The 19,985-nt window shown below is 72.3% G+C and carries 19 protein-coding genes; 4 read left to right on the top strand and 15 right to left on the bottom strand.

Annotated elements, in window-relative coordinates; translation table 11 throughout:
* The 9 genes from Q0817_RS17080 to Q0817_RS17040 all read right to left on the bottom strand — a co-directional run.
* A partial coding sequence (locus Q0817_RS17080; protein WP_298591032.1) for a hypothetical protein occupies positions 1 to 756 on the bottom strand: 756 nt, incomplete at its 3' end.
* Positions 757 to 840: 84 nt separating this feature from the next.
* Complete coding sequence (locus tag Q0817_RS17075) at positions 841 to 2,148, bottom strand: thymidine phosphorylase (RefSeq protein ID WP_298591030.1); 1,308 nt, start codon at positions 2,146 to 2,148, stop codon at positions 841 to 843.
* Positions 2,149 to 2,177: 29 nt separating this feature from the next.
* Complete coding sequence (locus Q0817_RS17070; RefSeq protein ID WP_298591028.1) at positions 2,178 to 2,606, bottom strand: cytidine deaminase; 429 nt, start codon at positions 2,604 to 2,606, stop codon at positions 2,178 to 2,180.
* Between the two features lie 7 nt (positions 2,607 to 2,613).
* Positions 2,614 to 4,002 carry an ABC transporter permease gene (locus tag Q0817_RS17065; protein WP_298591026.1) on the bottom strand — a complete coding sequence of 463 codons (1,389 nt, stop codon included), beginning with the start codon at positions 4,000 to 4,002 and terminating at the stop codon, positions 2,614 to 2,616.
* Positions 3,999 to 5,375 carry an ABC transporter permease gene (locus tag Q0817_RS17060; protein ID WP_298591024.1) on the bottom strand — a complete coding sequence of 459 codons (1,377 nt, stop codon included), beginning with the start codon at positions 5,373 to 5,375 and terminating at the stop codon, positions 3,999 to 4,001. Before Q0817_RS17060 ends, Q0817_RS17065 begins: the two co-directional genes overlap by 4 nt.
* Positions 5,372 to 6,958 (bottom strand): ABC transporter ATP-binding protein, encoded by a 1,587-nt coding sequence (locus tag Q0817_RS17055; protein ID WP_298591022.1) that lies wholly within the window; start codon positions 6,956 to 6,958, stop codon positions 5,372 to 5,374. The genes Q0817_RS17060 and Q0817_RS17055 overlap by 4 nt, the downstream gene beginning before the upstream one ends.
* Positions 6,959 to 7,070: 112 nt before the next feature.
* Positions 7,071 to 8,180, bottom strand: a complete 1,110-nt coding sequence (locus Q0817_RS17050; protein ID WP_298591019.1) for a BMP family protein — start codon at positions 8,178 to 8,180, stop codon at positions 7,071 to 7,073.
* A gap of 106 nt (positions 8,181 to 8,286) precedes the next feature.
* Entirely contained in the window at positions 8,287 to 9,534 is a 1,248-nt protein-coding gene (locus Q0817_RS17045; RefSeq protein ID WP_298591016.1) for an amidohydrolase, read from the bottom strand.
* A gap of 39 nt (positions 9,535 to 9,573) precedes the next feature.
* Positions 9,574 to 10,701 (bottom strand): mannose-1-phosphate guanylyltransferase, encoded by a 1,128-nt coding sequence (locus Q0817_RS17040; RefSeq protein WP_298591013.1) that lies wholly within the window; start codon positions 10,699 to 10,701, stop codon positions 9,574 to 9,576.
* Between the two features lie 225 nt (positions 10,702 to 10,926).
* Here Q0817_RS17040 and sdhC point away from each other — a divergent pair, with 225 nt between their 5' ends.
* The 4 genes from sdhC (at position 10,927) to Q0817_RS17020 (ending at position 14,634) form a co-directional block, all read left to right on the top strand.
* On the top strand, positions 10,927 to 11,307 hold the full coding sequence (gene sdhC, locus Q0817_RS17035; protein WP_298591010.1) for a succinate dehydrogenase, cytochrome b556 subunit: 381 nt from the start codon (positions 10,927 to 10,929) through the stop codon (positions 11,305 to 11,307).
* Between the two features lie 6 nt (positions 11,308 to 11,313).
* Positions 11,314 to 11,802: a succinate dehydrogenase hydrophobic membrane anchor subunit gene (locus Q0817_RS17030; RefSeq protein WP_298591007.1), complete on the top strand. Its 489-nt coding sequence runs from the start codon at positions 11,314 to 11,316 to the stop codon at positions 11,800 to 11,802.
* A gap of 109 nt (positions 11,803 to 11,911) precedes the next feature.
* Positions 11,912 to 13,663 carry a succinate dehydrogenase flavoprotein subunit gene (gene sdhA / locus Q0817_RS17025; RefSeq protein ID WP_298591004.1) on the top strand — a complete coding sequence of 584 codons (1,752 nt, stop codon included), beginning with the start codon at positions 11,912 to 11,914 and terminating at the stop codon, positions 13,661 to 13,663.
* The gene (locus Q0817_RS17020) at positions 13,663 to 14,634 is read left to right on the top strand and encodes a succinate dehydrogenase iron-sulfur subunit (RefSeq protein WP_298591002.1); all 972 of its coding nucleotides are present in this window, start codon (positions 13,663 to 13,665) and stop codon (positions 14,632 to 14,634) included. The genes sdhA and Q0817_RS17020 overlap by 1 nt, the downstream gene beginning before the upstream one ends.
* 76 nt (positions 14,635 to 14,710) lie before the next feature.
* Here the strand turns inward: Q0817_RS17020 and Q0817_RS17015 are convergent, their stop codons facing one another.
* The 6 genes from Q0817_RS17015 to Q0817_RS16990 all read right to left on the bottom strand — a co-directional run bounded on the left by Q0817_RS17015 (position 14,711) and on the right by Q0817_RS16990 (position 19,983).
* On the bottom strand, positions 14,711 to 15,817 hold the full coding sequence (locus tag Q0817_RS17015) for a YihY/virulence factor BrkB family protein (RefSeq protein WP_298590999.1): 1,107 nt from the start codon (positions 15,815 to 15,817) through the stop codon (positions 14,711 to 14,713).
* Between the two features lie 12 nt (positions 15,818 to 15,829).
* Entirely contained in the window at positions 15,830 to 16,393 is a 564-nt protein-coding gene (locus Q0817_RS17010; protein WP_298590996.1) for a 2'-5' RNA ligase family protein, read from the bottom strand.
* Positions 16,394 to 16,421: 28 nt separating this feature from the next.
* Positions 16,422 to 17,486: a tryptophan--tRNA ligase gene (gene trpS, locus Q0817_RS17005; RefSeq protein WP_298590993.1), complete on the bottom strand. Its 1,065-nt coding sequence runs from the start codon at positions 17,484 to 17,486 to the stop codon at positions 16,422 to 16,424.
* Between the two features lie 54 nt (positions 17,487 to 17,540).
* Positions 17,541 to 18,377, bottom strand: coding sequence for an exodeoxyribonuclease III (locus tag Q0817_RS17000; RefSeq protein ID WP_298590988.1), 837 nt, complete (start codon positions 18,375 to 18,377; stop codon positions 17,541 to 17,543).
* A 63-nt stretch (positions 18,378 to 18,440) separates the two neighbouring features.
* Positions 18,441 to 18,968, bottom strand: a complete 528-nt coding sequence (locus tag Q0817_RS16995; RefSeq protein WP_298590985.1) for a hypothetical protein — start codon at positions 18,966 to 18,968, stop codon at positions 18,441 to 18,443.
* A 127-nt stretch (positions 18,969 to 19,095) separates the two neighbouring features.
* Entirely contained in the window at positions 19,096 to 19,983 is an 888-nt protein-coding gene (locus tag Q0817_RS16990) for a bifunctional methylenetetrahydrofolate dehydrogenase/methenyltetrahydrofolate cyclohydrolase (RefSeq protein ID WP_298590982.1), read from the bottom strand.
* Between the last annotated feature and the right edge of the window lie 2 nt (positions 19,984 to 19,985).

The raw sequence follows: 19,985 nt of genomic DNA, 5'->3' as shown, positions 1-19,985 counted from the left end.
CGCCGCCGGCGTCTCGGCAGCGGAGCGGGTCCCACCGGGGGACGGCGTCCCACCGGTCGACCGGGCGTCGGCGGCGGATCCCGTGCCGGCGGAGCCCGTGCCGGCGGCGGCCGGCCGGCCGCCCGGCGTGGGCCGGCCCGACCGCCAGGTCCGGACGTCCTCGCTGCCGTCGGCGAACCCGTAGGTCGTCACCACGGACCGGACCCCGTCCTGCTCCGGCCCCACCTCGATGCGCGCGTTCTGCCACGCGCCGCGCGGCGAGGACATGGCCTCGCTGTAGAGATCGGCCACGGGGTCGAAGAGCGGGGAGTCCTGGTCCACGGTGCCGGACTCCACGGACGGATCGGCGTCGCCCACGGACTGCTCGGTCTGGTGCGTCATGGTGTTGCCGCGCTGGACGAGCGTGAGCACGGCGCGGTCGGCCCCCCGGGACGTCAGCCGGTCCACGAGGTAGGGCAGCGGTCCGCGGTCCGGCAGCGGCCGGGGCTCCTCCGTGCCGTGCTCCTCGGGGCCCCGCCCGTCGGGGCGCCGGGCTCCGGTGTCCTGGCCACCCGCGTCACGGGCACCGGCGTCCCGGGAACCCGTGTCCCGGGCAGCCGTGTCCTGGGCACCCGTGTCGCGTCCGTCGGGGCCGGCGGCCGGGCCGGCCGGCTGCTCGGGCCGTCCGGTCTCGTGGCGCGGTGTGCTGTCCTCGGTGTTCTTCCGGAAAATGCCTCGCAGACCCAACTGGACCCACCCTTCCGAGCGTGTGCGCACGCCCTATGGTTCTCGTTTCGCGCTGGTTCTCTCCGCAGTATAGGCGGGCCCCGGACCCGCCCCCGGTGCTTCAGCGGCCGGCGATCACCGGACGGTCTCCAGGACCACGGCCCGGTCCGGGCGGGACCCCGGCGCCTCCGGCGCCACCACGGCGGCGCCCTCGAGGGCCTCACGGGCCCGCGCGAAGCGCTCGGGGGTGTCCGTGAGCAGGGTCAGCAGCGGCTGCCCGGCCCGGACGGTGTCCCCGGGCTTGGCGTGCAGCAGCACGCCGGCGCCGGCCTGGACCGGGTCCTCGCGCCGGGCGCGGCCCGCCCCGAGGCGCCAGGAGGCCGTGCCGACCCGGAGGGCGTCGAGCTCGGTGAGCACGCCGTCGGCCTCGGCCACGACGGTCTCGGACTCCCGGGCCCGCGGCAGCGGGGCGTCGGGGTCACCGCCCTGGGCGGCGAGCATGGCCCGCCACACGTCCATGGCCCGGCCGTCCCGCAGCGCCTCCGCCGGGTCGGCGTCGGAGATTCCGGACGCGGCGAGCATCTCCGCGGCGAGCGCCACGGTGAGCTCCACGACGTCGGCCGGGCCGCCGCCGGCGAGGACGTCGACGGACTCCTGGACCTCCACGGCGTTGCCGACCGCCAGGCCGAGCGGCGTGGACATGTCGGTGAGCAGCGCGGTGGTCGTGACCCCGGCACCGGTGCCGAGGTCGACCATCGTGCGGGCCAGCTCGCGGGCGGACGCGAGGTCCTTCATGAACGCCCCGGAGCCCACCTTGACGTCGAGCACGAGGGACTGGGTGCCCTCGGCGATCTTCTTGGACATGATCGAGGACGCGATGAGCGGGATCGACTCGACCGTCCCGGTGACGTCCCGCAGCGCGTAGAGCTTCTTGTCCGCGGGCGCCAGGCCGGAGCCCGCCGCGCAGATCACCGCGCCCACGTCCCGCAGCTGGGCCAGCATCTCCTCGGTGGACAAGGCGGCCCGCCAGCCCGGGACGGACTCGAGCTTGTCCAGGGTGCCGCCGGTGTGGCCGAGGCCGCGCCCGGACAGCTGCGGGACGGCCACGCCGTAGACCGCCACGAGGGGGGCCAGCGGCAGCGTGATCTTGTCCCCCACCCCGCCGGTCGAGTGCTTGTCCGCGGTGGCCGAGCGCGCCCCGGAGCGCACGAGCGCCGAGAAGTCCATCCGCTCGCCCGAGGCGATCATCGCCCGGGTCCAGTGCGCGATCTCGTCCCGGTCCATGCCCCGCAGGAAGATCGCCATGGCCAGGGCGCTCATCTGCTCCTCGGCCACGACCCCGCGGGTGTAGGCGTCCAGGACCCACGCGATCTGCCCGGGCGACAGCGCACCGCCGTCCCGCTTGGTCCGGATGACGTCGACGGCGTCGAACTGCTCGGTCATGGGGGTCCTTTCGGGGACGGGAGGTCCGGCTAGAGGTTCTCGGAGCCGAAGGCGTCGGGCAGCACCTCGGCCATGGTGCGCACCCCGGAGACCGTGAGCAGCCGCAGGCCGGGGGCACGGTGCTCGTGGAGCAGCTGCCGGCACCGCCCGCACGGCATGAGGACGTCACCGCGGCCGTCGACGCACACGAACGCGACGAGCCGCCCGCCGCCGGACATGTGCAGCGCGGAGACCAGGCTGCACTCGGCGCACAGGGTCAGCCCGTAGGAGGCGTTCTCCACGTTGCACCCGGAGACCACCCGCCCGTCCTCGGTGAGGGCGGCCGCGCCCACGGGGAAGTGCGAGTACGGGACGTAGGCGTGCTCGAGGGCGGCCACGGCGGCCTCCCGCAGCCGGTCCCAGTCGATCCCGGCACCGTCGCCGGTCCGGTCGCCGCCGGTGTGCAGGGTCTCGCTCACGGGGTGCTCACTCCTTGGTGTAGGGCTTGCCGATGGCCGCGGGCCCGCGGGAGACGCCCACGAGCCCGGCCACGGCCAGGATCGTGACCACGTACGGGAGCATGGCCAGGAACTGGCTGGGCACGGGTGTGCCCAGGAAGGACAGGATCGACTGCAGGTTGGACGCGAAGCCGAACAGCAGCGACGCGAGCAGCGCCCCGACCGGGTTCCACCGCCCGAAGATCAGGGCGGCCAGCGCGATGTAGCCGGCGCCGGAGGTCATGTCGCGGGTGAACGCGGAGACGGAGACCAGCGTGTAGAAGGCGCCGCCGAGACCGGCGACCATCCCGCCCACCAGCACGTTGCGGAAGCGCAGGGCGTTGACCTTCACGCCCAGGGTGTCCGCGGCCTTGGGGTGCTCCCCCACGGACCGGGTGCGCAGCCCCCAGCGCGTCCGGTAGAGCGCGAACCACACGAGCGCCACGGCAGCGTACATCAGGTAGCCGATCACGGACTGGTCGAAGACGATCGGTCCGATCAGCGGGATCTCCGAGAGCACCGGCACGGCGAAGCGCGGCAGCCGCGGCGGGGAGTTGAACACGCCCGGGTCCGACTCCAGCACCGTGGCGAAGAGGAAGCCGGTCAGCCCGGACACGAGCACGTTGAGCACCACGCCGACGATCACCTGGTTGACCCGGTAGGTGATCGAGAAGACCGCCAGCACGAGCGAGACGAGCCCGGCCCCCAGCACGGCGGCGAGCAGGCCCACCCAGGCGCTGCCGGAGAGCGAGCCGGCCACCGCGGCGGAGAACGCGCCGAACAGCAGCTGGCCCTCGATCGCGATGTTGATCACGCCCGAGCGCTCGCACAGCAGGCCCCCCAGGGAGCCGAAGATCAGCGGGATGGCGAGGGCCACGGACCCGGCCAGCAGCCCGGACAGGGACACGTCCGGGCTGCGCGCGCTGCCCACGACCCACACGAGGAAACCGCTGACGAAGAAGAAGCCGAACAGCAGCACCGCCCACCGGGGCAGGTGCGCCCCGGCCCGGGCGCGCAGGAACGCGAGGACCGTCAGCCCGGCGAGCACGGCGACGGTGAGCCAGCCCCAGAGGACGCCGTGCACCACGAGGTCCGGGACGCGCAAGAGGTCGCCGGCCTCCGAGACGCGGAAGCTCACCGGGTTGTCCGGGGCGTTGAGGCCGAACAGCAGGAGGGCCACGAGGCTCAGGAGGGCGAGGACCACCGGGGTGCGCCAGCTCGTGACGCCCACGACCTCGTTGGCCGCGGTCGTGGACAGCTCCGCCTCGCCAGGCGGGGGCAGGGTCTCCGCGGCGGCGCCGCCGGCCGGGCTGCCGGCCGGGCCGCCGGACGCCCAGGGCGCCTGCTCGGGACGCGGGTGCGGATGCTGCGAGCTCATGCCCGGCCTCCCTCGGTGGCGGTGTCGGTGTCGGTCGCGGTGCCGCTCGCGGTGGTGGTGCCGGTCGCGGTGTCGCTCGCGGTGGCGGTCGCCGTGTCGCTCGCGGTGGTGGTGGCGGTCGCCGTGTCGCTCACGGTGGTGGTACCGGTCGCGGTGGTGCCCCGGCCGCGGCGGGAGCGGGCCCGGCCCTGTCCGGTCCGCACGAGCGGCGGCAGGGCGATGAACAGGACGATCAGGGACTGCACGACCAGGACGATGTCGATGTTCGTGCCGGTCATCGACTGCATGGTGACGCCTCCCGCGCGGAACCCGCCGTAGAGCAGGCCCGCGAAGAAGGTGCCCCAGGGCTTGGACCGGCCCAGCAGCGCCACCGTGATCGCGTCGAAGCCGAAGGACGCGGCGACCCCCGCGGTCAGCGCGCGCTCGGTGCCGGAGATCTGGGCCACGCCCGCGAGTCCCGCGAGCGCGCCCGCGAGGACCATGACGACGACGAAGCCGCGCGTGACGGAGATGCCGGCGGTCCGCGCCGCGCGCGGGTTGGCGCCCACGGCCCGCAGCTCGAAGCCGATCGTGGAGCGCTGGAGCAGCCACGCGACGAACACGGTGGCGAGGATCGCGAGCACGAAGCCCCAGTGCAGCCGGAACTGCTCGCCCAGCAGCTTGGGGAACATCGCGGTCTCCGCGACCTGGGGGCTCACGGGGTTGGAGGAGCCCGGGCGCAGGAACGCCGGGCGGGTGAGCAGCCAGGCGACGAGGTTGAGCGCGATGTAGTTGAGCATGATCGTCAGGATCACCTCGTGGGCGCCGGTGCGGGCCTTGAGCACGCCGACGATCGCGCCCCACAGCGCGCCGCCGACGGCCCCGGCGAGGACCACGGCGAGCAGGTGCACGCCCACCGGCAGCTGCCAGGCGAAGCCGACCCAGGCGGCGAGGGCGGCGCCGATGAGCAGCTGCCCCTGGGCGCCGATGTTGAACAGCCCGGCTTGGAAGGCCACGGCCACGCCGAGACCGGCCAGGACCAGCGGCGTGGCCACGGTCAGGGTCTCGGCGAGCGGGTAGACCCGCTGCGCGAACGTGGTGCCGTTCGGGTTGTAGACGGCGCCGTAGAACATCGCCTCGTAGGCGGAGGAGGCGGCGGCCCACATCGCCGCCAGCGTGTCCGCGGGCCGGGCGAAGAAGTAGCTCGCGGCGTCGGCGACACGGTCGTCGGTGAGGGCGATGAGCACTCCGCCCAGGACCAGGGCGGCGACGATCGCGAGCACGGACTGCAGCGCGGAGCCCGTCCAGGCGCTCCGGGAGCCCACCGCGGTGGCCGTGGGCGGCGGCGCCTTCTGCTGGTCGGCGGCCGCGGGGGCCGTGCCGGTGGCGCTCATGCCTGCTCCTTCGTCTGCGGCGCAGTGGTCTGCCGGGCTCCGGCCGGCGGCGCGGTGGTCTGCCGGGGGCCGGCCGCGAGGAGCTCCTCGGCGGTGGCCCCGGCCATCATCTGCCCCAGGACGTCGCGCGGGGTCTCGGGTCCCACGATCCCCATGAGGCGGCCGTGGAAGAACACGGCGATCCGGTCGGCGAGTGCGTACACCTCGTCCAGCTCGGTCGACACGATGAGGACGGGCACGCCCTTGTTCCGCTCGGCGACGATCTGCTCGTGGATGAACTCGACCGAGCCGACGTCCACGCCGCGGGTGGGCTGGGAGGCGAGGAACAGCTCGAGGGGCCGGGAGAGCTCCCGGGCGAGCACGACCTTCTGCTGGTTGCCGCCGGACAGGGTCTGCACGGGGGCGTCGACGGAGGGGGTGCGGACGTCGAACTGCTCGACGGCGCGGCGGGCGTTGGCCTGGACCTCGCCCAGCCGCAGGGACGGCCCGCGGGAGAAGCGTTCGTCGCCGTAGAGGTCCAGCACGAGGTTCTCGGCGACGGTGAACGAGCCGACGAGACCGTCCGTGGAGCGGTCCTCTGGGACGAAGCCCACGCCCGCGTCGAGGACCTGGCGCACGGACTTCCCGAGCAGCTCCGTGCCGCCCAGCCGGATCGAGCCGGTGGCCCGCTCCCGCAGTCCGAGGATCGCCTCGGCCAGCTCCGTCTGGCCGTTGCCCTGCACGCCGGCCACCGCGAGGATCTCCCCGCGGGCCACGTCGAAGCTGACGTCGTCGAGCAGCCGCACGCCGTTGTCCGCGATCACGGTGAGCCCGGAGACCTGCAGGGCGCGCTCCCCCGGCTCGGCCTCGTCCTTGGCGACGGTCAGGGACACGTCCCGGCCCACCATGAGGGCCGCGAGCTCGGAGGTCGAGGCCTCCGGGGACGTCTGCCCCACCACCCGGCCGCGGCGGATCACCGTGATGACGTCGGAGATCGCCTTGACCTCCCGCAGCTTGTGGGAGATGAACAGGATGGACTTCCCGGAGCCGCGCAGCTGGCGCATGATCTCGAGCAGCTCGTCGGTCTCCCGCGGCGTGAGCACCGCGGTGGGCTCGTCGAGGATGAGCACCTGCGCCTCCCGCACGAGGGCCTTGATGATCTCGACGCGCTGCTGCACCCCCACGGGCAGGTCCTCGACCACGGCGTCCGGGTCCACGTGGAAGCCGTAGCGCCGGGAGATCTCCCGGATCCGGCGGCGGGTGGTCTCGAGGTCGAGGGTGCCGCCGCGGGTGCTCTCCGCGCCGAGGGCCACGTTCTCCGCGACGGTGAACACCGGCACCAGCATGAAGTGCTGGTGCACCATGCCGATCCCGGCGGCCATCGCGTCCCCGGGCCCCCGGAAGGACACCTCGGCGCCGTCCACGAGGATGCGTCCCTCCGTCGGCCGGTACAGGCCGTAGAGGACGTTCATCAGGGTGGACTTCCCGGCCCCGTTCTCGCCGAGGAGGCAGTGGATCTGCCCGGGCTCCACCACGAGGTCGACGTCCTCGTTGGCCGCGAAGGAGCCGAAGCGCTTGGTGATGGACTGCAGTTCCAGCTTCATGGTGCGGTGGTCCTCCTCCTGGGCCGTCCGCCGGCTCCCGGGCGGGCACGCCGCCGCCGCCGGCTGCGGTCGGAGCCGGCGGCGGTGGGCGCGGTGGTCGGTGTCGTCCGGATCAGGCCTGCGGCGAGTTCTCGGACTCGACCGTGATCGTGCCGTCGATGATGTCCTGGCGCAGCTGCTCGACCTCGCCGGCGAGCTCCTCGCCCACGGCCTCCTCCTGGTCGTGGAACGGGGCGATGCCCACGCCGTCGTTCTCGAGGGTGCCGACGTAGGGCTCGTTGCTGAACTCGTCCTCGGCGGCCGCCTCGACGACGTCCTGCACGGAGGTGCTCATCTGCTTGAGCACGGAGGTGAGCTGGTACTCCTGGCCCTGGTCGAGGGTCTCGTAGCCGTCGGCGTCGACCCACACGAAGCGGACCTCGTCGCCGCCGCCGCTGTTGGCCTCCACCACGGCGTCGAGGGTGCCGAGGGCCGCCTGCCCGGCCACGGGCAGGACGATGTCCGCGCCCTCGTTGATGAAGTTCTGCGTGGTGGTCTTCGCGGCGGAGGTGTCGGTGAAGCTGTTGACGAAGGTGCCGTCCTGGCTGTCCTTGTTCCAGCCCAGCAGCCGGACGTCCGCGCCCTTGGTCTCGTTGTAGTGCTCGATGCCGTCGGCGAAGCCGTCCATGAACACCGTCACGGTGGGGATGTCCATGCCGCCGTAGGTCGCCACGGTCCCGGTCTCGGTGCTGCCCGCGGCCACGTAGCCGGCGAGGAACGCCGCCTCGGCCGTGTTGTAGACGAGCGGCTTCACGTTGGGCAGGTCGATCGAGGCGTCGTCGACGATCGCGAAGTCCGACTCGGGGTTGGCCTCGGCCACGGTCCGGGTGGCGTCGGCGAGGAGGAAGCCCACGGACAGCGTCAGGTCGCACCCGGACTGGACCATGGACGTCAGGTTGGGCTCGAAGTCGGTCTCGGCCTGGGACTCGGCCTGGTTGACCTCGATGCCCATGGACTCCTCGACGGCCTGCAGGCCCTCGTAGGAGTTCTGGTTGAACGACCGGTCCTGGAACCCGCCGGAGTCGGAGACGATGCAGCCGGTGAAGTCGGTGGCCTGCTCCTGCGCCTCGCCGCCCTCCTCGGGGGCCGCGCCGCAGCCGGCGAGGACGAGGGCGGAGAGGCCGAGCAGCGCGGCGGCGGAGAGTGGGCGGTGTCCTCGGGACGTCCGGGGCGAGAAGGTCATGGTTCCTCCAGGAGACGGGCGCGGCCGGGCCGTGAGCCCGGTCACGCGGGAGCGCGACGTGGTGCCACTCTACCCACGGGTAGGCACGCGGGGCCGGAGGCCGGTGTTAATTCGTCGTGACGTCCGGCCGTGCCTGCCGGGAGTGCAGCCGGATGGCGCGCAGGGCCGTGTTGGCCATGACCTGGATGCCGCAGCCGATCGCCGCCTCGTCCGCCACGTAGTCCGACTGGTGCAGGTCGTAGGTGTGCCCGCCGCGGGTGCGCGTGCCCAGCCGCATCATCGCCCCGGGGACCTCCTGGAGGAACCACGCGAAGTCCTCCCCGCCCATGGACTGGTGCACCAGCACCACGGCGTCCTCGCCGAGCTCGGCACGGGCGGCGTTCTCGATCAGGGTGGTCTCGACCTCCCCGTTGACCACGGGCGGGACGCCGCGGATGTGCTCCAGCTCCACGTCCACGCCGTAGGGCGTGGCGACCTGGTGCACGACCTCGTCGAGCAGCCTGCCCGCCCGGTGCCAGGCGTCGGCGTCGAGGCAGCGCATGGTCCCGGACATGAAGCCGGTGGCGGGGATCGCGTTGGGGGCCACCCCGGCGTGCATCTGGCCCCACACCACGGCCACGCCGGAGCGGACGTCGATCCGCCGGGACAGCACCGCCGGGACGTTCACGGCGATCTGGGCCATCGCGTAGACGAGGTCCTGCGTGAGGTGCGGGCGCGAGGTGTGCCCGCCGCGGCCGGTGAACTCGATGCGCACGGTGTCGGAGGCGGACGTGATCGCGCCGATCCGGGTGCCGACCTGGCCGACGTCGACCTTGGGCTCGCAGTGCAGGGCGAACATCCGCGGCACGCCCTCGAGGACGCCCTGGCGGATCACGGTGAGGGCACCGCCGGGCAGCTGCTCCTCGGCGGGCTGGAAGACGATCCGCACGGTGCCGGCGATGTGGGCGGTGCGGTGCAGGTCCGCGAGCACCTTGGCCACCCCGACCATCACCGTGGCGTGGATGTCGTGCCCGCAGGAGTGCGCCACCCCGTCGTTGACGGAGGAGTACTCGAGGCCGGTGCCCTCCTGGATCGGCAGCGCGTCGATGTCCGCCCGCAGGCCCACGGCGATCGGCCCGTGCCCGATGTCCACGTAGCACCCGGTGTCCGAGAGCCGCACCGGGGCGAGGCCCATGTTCTCGAGGGCGCCCACGATCCGGTCCGTGGTCCGGAACTCCTGGTAGGACAGCTCCGGGTGGCGGTGCAGGTCCCGGCGGAAGGCGATCAGGTCCGGCAGGTACCGCTTGAGCAGGGGGCCGATGGCGGGCGGAAGGCCGGCCTCCATGGCCGTGGAGGTGGATGGCGCGTCAGGCATCTGCCCAGACTACTCCCGGGCGCGCACGGCCCGGGACGATCACAGGACGTCCGTGTTGCCGCTCTGCTTGAGCGAGGCCACCGCGTCCTTGACGCGCTGCGCATGCTCGCGCGTGGTCACCAGCAGCGCGTCGTGAGTGTCGACGACGACGATGTCCTCGACCCCGATCAGGGCGATCAGCCGGCCGGTGTCCGAGACGACGATGCCGCTGGAGCTGTCCGAGAGCACCCGGCTGTTGTCGCCGAGAATGGTGATGTCGGGGTCGGACTCGGGGTCGACGTGGTTGAGCCGCCGGATCGCGGCGAAGTCCCCGACGTCGTCCCAGGTGAAGCTCGCCGGGACCATGGCGACGTCCCCGGCGGCCGCCGCGGGCTCCGCCACGGCGTAGTCGATCGCGATCTTGGGCAGCCCGGGCCACACCCGGTCCACCACCTCGTCCTGGGCGGGCGTGCCCCAGGCGTCGGCGATCTCGGTGAGCCCGGCGTGCAGCTCCGGCTGGCTGGCCGCGAGGTGGCGCAGCATCAGGGACGCGGGCGCCACGAACATCCCGGCGTTCCACGTGTAGTTGCCGCCGGCCACGTAGTGGCGGGCGGTGTCCTCGTCGGGCTTCTCCACGAACTCCTCGACCTGCAGCGCGTGCGGCGCGTCCGGCAGCCCGAGCTGGGCGCCGGCCCGGATGTAGCCGAAGCCGGTGGCCGGGGAGCTGGGCGGGATGCCGATCGTCACGATCCGCCCCGACGCCGCCGCGGCCACGGCCTCCCGGACGACGTCCTGGAAGGCGTCGGCGGGCTCGATGACGTGGTCGGCCGCGAAGGACCCGACGATCGCCTCGGGGTCGCGGCGCTGGACCAGCATGCAGGCCAGGCCGATGGCCGCCGCCGAGTCCTTCGGGGACGGCTCGAGCACGAGGTCCTCGGCGGCGAGCTCCGGGAGCTGGCGGCAGACCGCCGCGGCGTGCGTGCGCCCGGTCACGACCATGACCGGGCCGCCGCCCAGGCCCGCGAGCCGGTCGTACGTGGCGCGCAGCAGGGACGAGCCGGAGCCGGTCAGGTCGAGCAGGAACTTGGGGGCGTCGGCCCGGGACAGGGGCCACAGCCGGGAGCCGACCCCTCCGGCAGGGATGAAGGGGTGGAAGTGCACGAGTGGGGAGGTCACGGACAACACCATACGACCTCGCCCCGTAAACCCACGGAAAACGACGTCCGCACGCGGCGGGAACCGCGCTCCGGCGCGGGACAGGCTGTCAGTAAACACCGTCCGTGCTGGTATCGTGGCAGGGAACTCGCGCATCATCCGACACAGAGCCGGAGGGCTCCGCTCACGTCGTGCGCAGTGCGAATTCCCGGATATTTCTAGAGCGCACGACGGCGAGCGACTCAGGGAGGTTTTTCAGTGGCGAAGACATCCAAGGGCACCCTGTACCGCGGCCAGGCCCATGGCCAGTGGTCCTGGGTGGCCCATCGCATCACCGGCGTGGCCATCTTCTTCTTTCTTCTGGTCCACGTCCTGGACACCGCGCTCGTGCGGGTCTCGCCCGAGGCCTACAACGCGGTCATGGCGACCTACAAGAACCCGGTCATGGGCCTCGGCGAGGCCGGCCTCGTGGCGGCCATCGTCTACCACGCGTTCAACGGCCTGCGCATCATCATGGTCGACTTCTGGTCCAGCGGCACCAAGTACCAGAAGCAGATGCTCTGGGGCGTCCTGATCCTGTGGGTCGTCGTCATGGTCCCGTTCCTCATCCGTCACCTGTCCAACATCTTCGGGGGTTAATTCACGATGAGCACTCCGCTCAAGGCAAGCATCTCGGTTCCCCGGAGCAAGGACCTCGAGGTCAACGGCGTCAAGTACAACCGCTCCTCCTCCCGCCGCAACAACTTCGAGATGTACGCGTGGCTGTTCATGCGCCTGTCCGGCGTGGTCCTGCTCGTGCTCGTCTTCGTCCACCTGTGGGTCAACCTGGTCTCCCCGGAGGGCGGGGTCGAGGCGGTGGACTTCGCGTTCGTGGCCGGAAAGTGGGCCAGCCCGTTCTGGCAGGTCTTCGACATGCTCCTGCTGTGGCTCGCGATGCTGCACGGCACCAACGGCCTGCGCGTGATCATCGACGACTACGCGGAGCGGGACCGGACCCGGTTCTGGCTGAAGGTCTTCCTCTTCACCACGTCCGCCTTCGTGATCCTGCTCGGCACCCTGGTCATCTTCACCTTCGAGCCCTGCCCGGCCGGCGCGGACCCCGCGCTGCTCGCGAGCTTCTGCGCCGCGGGCTGATCCCTGCCGGAGGCGGCCCGCCCCGCGGCGGGCCGCCTCCGCCGTCCGGTCACCGACGACCGGGCCCCAGCACATCCGACGGAACACCCAACAGAAAGAACACACCGGTATGCAGGTTCACAAGTACGACGTGGTCATCATCGGCGCCGGTGGTGCCGGTATGCGCGCCGCCATCGAAGCCGGTCAGCGCTCCCGAACTGCCGTACTGACCAAGCTGTACCCCACGCGCTCCCACACCGGCGCGGCGCAGGGCGGCATGTGCGCGGCCCTCGCCAACGTCGAGGAGGACAACTGGGAGTGGCACACGTTCGACACCATCAAGGGCGGTGACTACCTGGTCGACCAGGACGCCGCCGAGGTGATGGCCAAGGAGGCCATCGACGCCGTCCTCGACCTCGAGAAGATGGGCCTGCCCTTCAACCGCACCCCCGAGGGCAAGATCGACCAGCGCCGCTTCGGCGGCCACACCCGGGACCACGGCAAGGCCCCCGTGCGCCGCGCCTGCTACGCCGCGGACCGCACCGGCCACATGATCCTCCAGACGCTGTACCAGAACTGCATCAAGCACAACGTGGAGTTCTTCAACGAGTACTACGTCCTGGACCTGATCATGACCGAGGTGGACGGTCAGCGCCGCGTCGCCGGCGTCGTCTCCTACGACCTCGCCTCCGGGGAGCTGCACGTCTTCCAGGCCAAATCCGTGGTCTTCGCCTCCGGCGGCGCCGGCAAGGTCTTCAAAACGACCTCCAACGCCCACACGCTCACCGGTGACGGCATGGCGATCGCGTTCCGCAACGGCCTGCCCCTCGAGGACATGGAGTTCATCCAGTTCCACCCGACCGGCCTGGCCGGGCTGGGCATCCTCGTCTCCGAGGCCGCCCGCGGCGAGGGCGGGATCCTGCGCAACGCGGACGGCGAGCGGTTCATGGAGCGCTACGCCCCCACCATCAAGGACCTCGCCCCCCGCGACATCGTGGCCCGCTCCATGGCCAACGAGGTGCGCGAGGGCCGCGGCGCCGGGCCGAACAAGGACTACGTCCTGCTCGACCTCACCCACCTCGAGCCGGCGCACATCGACGCGAAGCTGCCCGACATCACGGAGTTCGCCCGCACGTACCTGGGCGTGGAGCCCTACACGGAGCCCGTCCCGGTGTTCCCGACCTGCCACTACGCCATGGGCGGCATCCCGACCAACATCAAGGCCGAGGTGCTCCAGGACAACGAGACGGTGGTCCCGGGCCTGTACGCCGCGGGCGAGGTCGCCTGCGTGTCCGTGCACGGCTCCAACCGCCTGGGCACCAACTCGCTGCTGGACATCAACGTGTTCGGCAAGCGCGCCGGCATCTACGCGGCCGAGTACGCGCAGCAGGCCGAGTTCGTGCCCGTCCCGGACACCGCCCTGGACAGCACCGTGGCGCTGCTCGACAACGCCCGCAACGGCACCGGCACCGAGAAGGTCGCCGCGATCCGCAAGGACCTGCAGGACACCATGGACCTCAACGTCCAGGTGTTCCGCACCGAGGAGACCCTGCAGGCGGCGCTGGACGACATCGCCGCCCTCGAGGCCCGGTACGCGAACATCTCCATCCAGGACAAGGGCAAGCGCTTCAACCTGGACCTGCTCGAGGCCGTGGAGCTCGGCTTCCTCCTGCAGCTCGCCAAGGTCATGACCGTGGCCGCGCTGCACCGCGAGGAGTCCCGCGGCGGGCACTTCCGGGAGGACTTCCCGGAGCGCGACGACGCCAACTTCATGAAGCACTCGATGGTCTACCTCGACCCCTCCTCCCCCACCGCGGGGATCCGGCAGGAGACGAAGCCCGTCATCTTCACCCGCTACGAGCCCATGGAGCGTAAGTACTGATGTCTACCGCACACACTCCCGACCGGCCCGAGGACGGCCGCGACGACGACCCCCAGGACCGCGCTCCCGAGCACGGCCACGCCCCGGGCCACGACCAGGACGACCGCGCCGGCTACAAGACCGACGCGGACGCCGGGTCCGTGGACGAGCGGGACGAGGCCGACGCCCCGGCCGTGGACCCCGCCGCCGAGAACGCCGAGGGCGGGGAGCCCGCCGCGCGCGTGGAGCTGCCCGAGGAGCAGCAGGGCGAGCAGGAGATCCCCACCTTCGACCTCACCCTGCAGATCCGCCGCTACAACCCGGAGGTCTCCGACGAGGTCCACTGGGACGAGTTCAAGCTCACCATGTACGGCACCGACCGCGTGCTGGACGCCCTGCACAAGGTCAAGTGGGAGATCGACGGCTCGCTGTCCTTCCGCCGCTCCTGCGCCCACGGCGTGTGCGGTTCGGACGCGATGCGCATCAACGGCCAGAACCGCCTCGCGTGCAAGGTGCTGCTCAAGGATCTCGACCTGTCCAAGCCCGTCACGGTGGAGCCCATCAAGGGCCTGCCGTGCGAGAAGGACCTGATCGTGGACATGGAGCCGTTCTTCCAGTCCTACCGCGAGATCATGCCGTTCCTGGTCGCCGGCGGCAACGAGCCGACCATGGAGCGCTACCAGTCCCAGGAGGACCGGGCGCGCTTCGACGACACCACCAAGTGCATCCTGTGCGCCGCGTGCACGTCGTCGTGCCCCGTGTTCTGGACCGACGGCCAGTACTTCGGGCCCGCGGCGATCGTCAACGCGCACCGGTTCATCTTCGACTCCCGCGACGACGCCGGGGACCTGCGCCTGGAGATCCTCAACGACAAGGAGGGCGTGTGGCGGTGCCGCACGACCTTCAACTGCACCGAGGCGTGCCCGCGCGGCATCCAGGTCACGAAGGCCATCGCCGAGGTCAAGAACGCCATCCTGAGCCGCTCCATGTGAGCGTGCCCCGAGGCCACGGCGGCCCGTCCCCTGCGCGGCAGGGGGCGGGCCGCCGTCGTCCGTGCGGGGCGGGAGCTCAGCGGCGCCCGGGCAGGGAGGCCATGGGCACCACGGTGATGGCCACGCTCTCGCCGTCGGGGTGCACCCGCCCGCCGCGCTGGTCGGCGTGCACGATCGCCCCGATCGCCGCCGAGAACAGCAGGATCTGGTTGAACAGGTAGAACCACAGGAGCACGCCGACCACGAGGGCGACCGAGAGCAGGTACGGGTTGGTGGTGGCCCCGGCGACGATCGTGCCCCCGATGTAGCGCAGCGCGAAATTGCCGGCCGCCGCGGCGAGCACCGTGACGATCAGGGCGCGGCGGGTGATCCGCAGCCCGGCGACGCCGCGCACGAGCTCGAGGGCGAACAGGGCGTCGAGCACCACGACGAGCAGGGTGCTCAGCGCCCACGTCAGCCCGGTGCGCAGCCACTCGGGTCCGCGGCCCCAGCCGAGCTCCCCGGTGGTGTTGAGCAGGAAGCCCAGGAAGCCCGAGGCCGCGCCGTTGGCCACGACCGAGAGCGCCAGCAGCACGCCCAGCACGAGCAGGCCCAGCAGGTCCCGGGGCACGGCCGCGATGGGCAGGCCCTGCGCCGGGGGCACCTCGAAGAGCCGGCGGAACGCGAGCCGCACCCCCGAGACCCAGCGCCAGCCCGAGAAGAACAGGACCGCGCCGCCGATCACCGTGGCGAGGGTGAAGGGCCGGGTGTCCTCGAGCAGCTCCAGGGGGACCACTCCCCCGTCCCCGGTGTCGAGCAGGCCGGGCACGCGCTCGGTCACGGCCTCCACCACGGCGTCGCGCACCACGGGGTCGTTGCCGAGGAACACGCCGATCACGGAGAAGCCCATCACCAGCAGGGCCGTGGACGCGAAGATCAGCACGAAGGACAGGCCTGCCGCCATGAGCGGGCCGCCGTGGAAGAGGTAGTGCAGCACCACGCGGACCGGCATCCGCCGGTACACCTCGGCGAGCGCCGCCGCGAGCGCCGACCCGGCCAGGCCGAGGGCGCCGGTGCCGGCGGCCCGCTTCTCGCGCAGCAGCGCCCGCTGGCGCAGGGCCTCGCGTCGCATGCCGTGCCGGTCGACCGCGCGGGGCGGCAGCTTCGGGGCGGGACCGGGACGGGGGCCGGCGCGGGTGCTCATGGCCGGGGCGGCTCAGGCCCGGTCGCGGTCGCGCCCCGTGAAGGGGAACTCCTCGCGGATCTGCCAGACGCCGAGGCCGTCGAGCTCGTAGAGGCCGATCCGGTCCACGAGGAACCCGGCGCGGTAGGTCCGCAGCATGTCCTGGGCCCGGTCGAGGTCCTCCTCCTCCACGGCCTGGGCGATCGTGACGTGGGGGTGGAACTCGAAGGGGGACGCCGAGACGAGCTGCTCCTGGTGCAGGGCCTCGTGCAGCGCCCGGCACTGCTCCTCGCCCTCCTGGATGCGCAGGTAGACCACCGGGCTCACGGGGCGGAACGTGCCGGTCCCGTTGATCTCCACCCGGAACGGCTCCCACTCGCGGGCCACGGAGCCCACCCGCTCCACGACGTCGTCCCAGTGCTCCGCCTGCGGGGCGATCATCAGGGTGATGTGCGCCGGCACGGCGTAGGAGGCGGGGTCCCCGAAGGACGCGCGCCAGTCCTGCAGCTCCCGGCCCACGGGCTCGGGCAGCTCGATCACCACGCCCGCGTACACCTGGCCGGGGCGGATGGTGGGGGACTGCTGCGTACGGGTCAACTCAACTCCTCACAGGACGGGACCCAGCCTAGCCCAGCCCCCCGGACCCGCCCAGGCGCGGCAGGAAGCCCATCCGCTCGTAGACGCCCGCGAGGGTCCGGACGGTGATCTCCCGGCCCTTCTCGGCGCCCCGGGCGAGGAGGCGGTCCAGTTCCGCGGGGTCGTCCAGCAGCTCGTGGGCGCGCTCCTGGATGGGGTCCAGCGTCTCGGTGACCACCTCCGCCAGCCCCACCTTGAGGTGGCCGTACAGCTTCCCCTCGTACTCCGTCACGACGTCGTCCACGGGACGGCCCGTGAGCGCCGAGTAGATGGTGAGCAGGTTGGCGATGCCCGGCTTGGCCTCGCGGTCGAAGCGGATCTCGGTCCCGTCGTCGGTGACCGCGGATCGGATCTTCTTCGCGTTCTTCTTGGCCGGGTCCAGCAGCCGGATCAGCCCGTTCTCCGACGCCGCGGACTTGGACATCTTGGCGGTGGGGTTCTGCAGGTCGTAGATCTTGGCGGACTCGGCGAGGATCGTCGGCTCCGGGACCACGAACGTGTCCCCGAACCGGGTGTTGAAGCGTTGGGCGAGATTGCGGGTCAGCTCGAGATGCTGACGCTGGTCCTCGCCCACGGGGACCTGGTGGGCCTGGTAGATCAGGATGTCCGCGGCCATGAGCACCGGGTAGGCGAACAGGCCGACCGTGGCGTTCTCGGCGCCCTGCCTGGCGGACTTGTCCTTGAACTGGGTCATCCGGGACGCCTCGCCGAAGCCCGTGATGCAGTTGAGCGCCCACGCCAGCTGCGCGTGCTCGGGCACGTGGGACTGCACCAGCAGGGTGGAGCGCTCGGGGTCGATGCCCGCGGCGATGTACTGGGCCGCCGTGACCCGGGTCCGCTGGGCCAGGGTGGCCGGGTCCTGCTCGGCGGTGACGGCGTGCAGGTCGGCGACGAAGAACACGCACTCGGTGTCGTCCTGGAGGTCCACCCAGTTGCGCACGGCGCCCACGTAGTTGCCCAGGTGCAGGGAGTCGGCCGAGGGCTGCACCCCCGAGACGACACGGGGCTTGCCGGAGGCGGTGGGGACGTCGAACGGGGCGGGCTCAGGGGTCACGGTGCGGGGTCCTTCGATCGGGCGTGCGCGGGTGGGCGCGGAGCGGGTACGGGGTCAGAGCTGGTAGTCGACCACCACGGGCGCGTGGTCGGAGAAGCGGGTGTCGTAGCTGGGGGCACGGTCCACCACGGCGGTCACGGCCCGGGCCGCGAGCCCCGGGGTGGCCATGTGGTAGTCGATGCGCCACCCGGCGTCGGTGTCGAAGGCCTTGCCGCGGTAGGACCACCACGTGTACGGGCCGGGCACCGGCCCGGCCAGGTCCCGGGCGACGTCGCGGTACCCGTGCTCGCCGAAGAAGCGGTCGAAGTAGGCCCGCTCCTCGGGCAGGAAGCCGGCGTTCTTGACGTTGCCCTTCCAGTTCTTGATGTCGAGCTCGGTGTGCCCCACGTTGAGGTCGCCGACGACGAGCACGTGGTCGCTGCCGCGGGCGAGCTCCGGCAGCCGTTCGGTCATGACGTCGAGGAAGCGGTACTTGTCGTCCTGGCGGGGGGTGCCGACCTCCCCGGAGTGGACGTAGGCGGAGACCACGGTCAGCGTGCTGCCGTCGGCCAGGGCGTGGTCGGTCTCGACCCATCGGCCGGAGGTCTCGAAGTGCTCGTGGCCGATGGAGCCGCGCCGTGCGACCGGCAGCAGCGACCCGCCGCGGGCGTCGCGGCGGGTGGCCACGGCCACGCCGGCCCGGCCCTTGTCGGCCGCCTCGGCGTGGTGGACGTTCCACGCCTGCTCGTCGAGCAGCTCCCGGACGACCGTGTCGGGGGCGCGGACCTCCTGCAGGCACAGGATGTCGACGTCGCGTCCGCTCAGCCAGTCGGCCATGCCGCGCTTGTAGGCGGCGCGGATGCCGTTGACGTTGACGGTGGCGACGCGCAGGACGTTCTCGGGGCGGGACATGCGGGGGCTCCTGGCTTCCGGGTGGTGACGAGCGGGGGGGTCGTGCTGCGGGGCGGACGGGGGTCAGTCGACCACGGTGCCGCTGAGGGGTTCCTGGCGCAGCATGCTCATCCCGTTGCCGGCCGTGATGTCGATCGTGTCGAGGGCGCGGTCCAGCGCCTCGCGCTCCGGGCCCTCGACCGGCAGCGCGGCGAGCTCCTGCTTGATCACCTTGGACTGGACCAGGACGATCTGGAAGCTGTGCGAGAGCTTCTCGTCCCGCATGGAGTCCGCGGCGCCGGAGCGGGTGGCGGCGGGGGCACGGCCGGAGCCGGTGCGCAGCTGCTCCCGGGCCTCGTCCACCTGCCGGCGGCCGAACCGGGCGGCCTTGCGGACCATGAGCACCACCCAGGTGGCGAGCAGCAGCCAGCCGAGGGCGATGCCGGCGAGCGTCCAGCCCAGCCACGAGTTCGCGTTCGCGGCCTGCAGCAGCGCCGCCACGAAGATGACCACGAGCACGGCGAGGCCGAGCGCGGTGCCCCACCGGGCGGCGCGGCCGCCGGGCTCGGCGGCCGGGGAGGTGGACGGGGTCGGGGATCCGAGGGAGCGCATGGTCCCCATTGTCTCAAATCCCGGGCCGGGCCACGAACCGGTGCGGGCACCCTCCCGTGCCGGCGCCGGGGACGGTCACGCCCCCCCGGGGCGCGGGCTCCGGGGGGCGTGAGGAGGTGGACGACGCTCAGCGGATCCCGGCGTGCCGCTCGGCGGTCTCCACGACGTTGAGCAGCAGCATGGCGCGGGTCATGGGCCCCACCCCGCCGGGGTTCGGCGAGATCCAGGAGGCCTTCTGCGCGGCGGCCGGGTCGATGTCGCCGGTGAGCTTCTTCTTCCCCGTCCCGGGGTCCTCCACGCGGGAGACCCCGACGTCGAGGAGCACGACGCCGTCCTTGAGGCTGTCGGCGGTGATCATGTGCGGTCGCCCGGCGGCGGCCACGACGACGTCGGCCTGGGCCAGCAGCTCGTCGAGGTCCGTCGTGCCGGTGTGGGCGAGGGTGACCGTGGCGTTGATCTCCTTGCGGGTCAGCAGCAGCCCGATCGGCCGGCCGACGGTCACGCCGCGGCCCACGACGAGCACGTGCCGTCCCGCGAGCTCGACGTCGTGCCGGCGCAGCAGCTCGACGACCCCGTTGGGCGTGCACGGCAGCGGGGAGGCCATCGGCTCGGAGACGTTGAGCACCAGGCGGCCGAGGTTGGTCGGGTGCAGTCCGTCGGCGTCCTTGTCGGGGTCGATGCGCTCGAGGATCGCGTTGGTGTCGATGTGCTCCGGCAGCGGCAGCTGGACGATGTAGCCGGTGCACGCGGGGTCCGCGTTGAGCTCGTCGAGGACCCGCTCGAGCTCCGCCTGGGAGACGTCCGAGGGCAGGTCGCGGCGGATCGAGGAGATGCCGACCTCGGCGCAGTCCCGGTGCTTTCCGCCCACGTAGGAGCGCGAGGCGGGGTCCTCGCCCACGAGCACCGTGCCGAGGCCGGGGGTGATCCCCCGTTCCGCCAGGACGGCGACGCGCTCGGCCAGCTCGGCCTTGATGGCTGCGGAGGCCGCCCGGCCGTCGAGGATCTGCGCGCCCATGC

Source organism: uncultured Kocuria sp. (assembly GCF_947500125.1).
Lineage (GTDB): Bacteria > Actinomycetota > Actinomycetes > Actinomycetales > Micrococcaceae > Kocuria.
This window is presented reverse-complemented; position numbering and strand designations above follow the sequence as displayed.

Coding starts and splice junctions, on each gene's coding strand:
- Q0817_RS17075 (WP_298591030.1), bottom strand. CDS start 2,148: ATGACCGAGCAGTTCGACGCCGTCGACGTCATCCGGACCAAGCGGGAC.
- Q0817_RS17065 (WP_298591026.1), bottom strand. CDS start 4,002: ATGAGCTCGCAGCATCCGCACCCGCGTCCCGAGCAGGCGCCCTGGGCG.
- Q0817_RS17060 (WP_298591024.1), bottom strand. CDS start 5,375: ATGAGCGCCACCGGCACGGCCCCCGCGGCCGCCGACCAGCAGAAGGCG.
- Q0817_RS17055 (WP_298591022.1), bottom strand. CDS start 6,958: ATGAAGCTGGAACTGCAGTCCATCACCAAGCGCTTCGGCTCCTTCGCG.
- Q0817_RS17050 (WP_298591019.1), bottom strand. CDS start 8,180: ATGACCTTCTCGCCCCGGACGTCCCGAGGACACCGCCCACTCTCCGCC.
- Q0817_RS17045 (WP_298591016.1), bottom strand. CDS start 9,534: ATGCCTGACGCGCCATCCACCTCCACGGCCATGGAGGCCGGCCTTCCG.
- Q0817_RS17040 (WP_298591013.1), bottom strand. CDS start 10,701: ATGGTGTTGTCCGTGACCTCCCCACTCGTGCACTTCCACCCCTTCATC.
- Q0817_RS17030 (WP_298591007.1), top strand. CDS start 11,314: ATGAGCACTCCGCTCAAGGCAAGCATCTCGGTTCCCCGGAGCAAGGAC.
- sdhA (WP_298591004.1), top strand. CDS start 11,912: ATGCAGGTTCACAAGTACGACGTGGTCATCATCGGCGCCGGTGGTGCC.
- Q0817_RS17020 (WP_298591002.1), top strand. CDS start 13,663: ATGTCTACCGCACACACTCCCGACCGGCCCGAGGACGGCCGCGACGAC.
- Q0817_RS17015 (WP_298590999.1), bottom strand. CDS start 15,817: ATGAGCACCCGCGCCGGCCCCCGTCCCGGTCCCGCCCCGAAGCTGCCG.
- Q0817_RS17000 (WP_298590988.1), bottom strand. CDS start 18,377: ATGTCCCGCCCCGAGAACGTCCTGCGCGTCGCCACCGTCAACGTCAAC.
- Q0817_RS16995 (WP_298590985.1), bottom strand. CDS start 18,968: ATGCGCTCCCTCGGATCCCCGACCCCGTCCACCTCCCCGGCCGCCGAG.
- Q0817_RS16990 (WP_298590982.1), bottom strand. CDS start 19,983: ATGGGCGCGCAGATCCTCGACGGCCGGGCGGCCTCCGCAGCCATCAAG.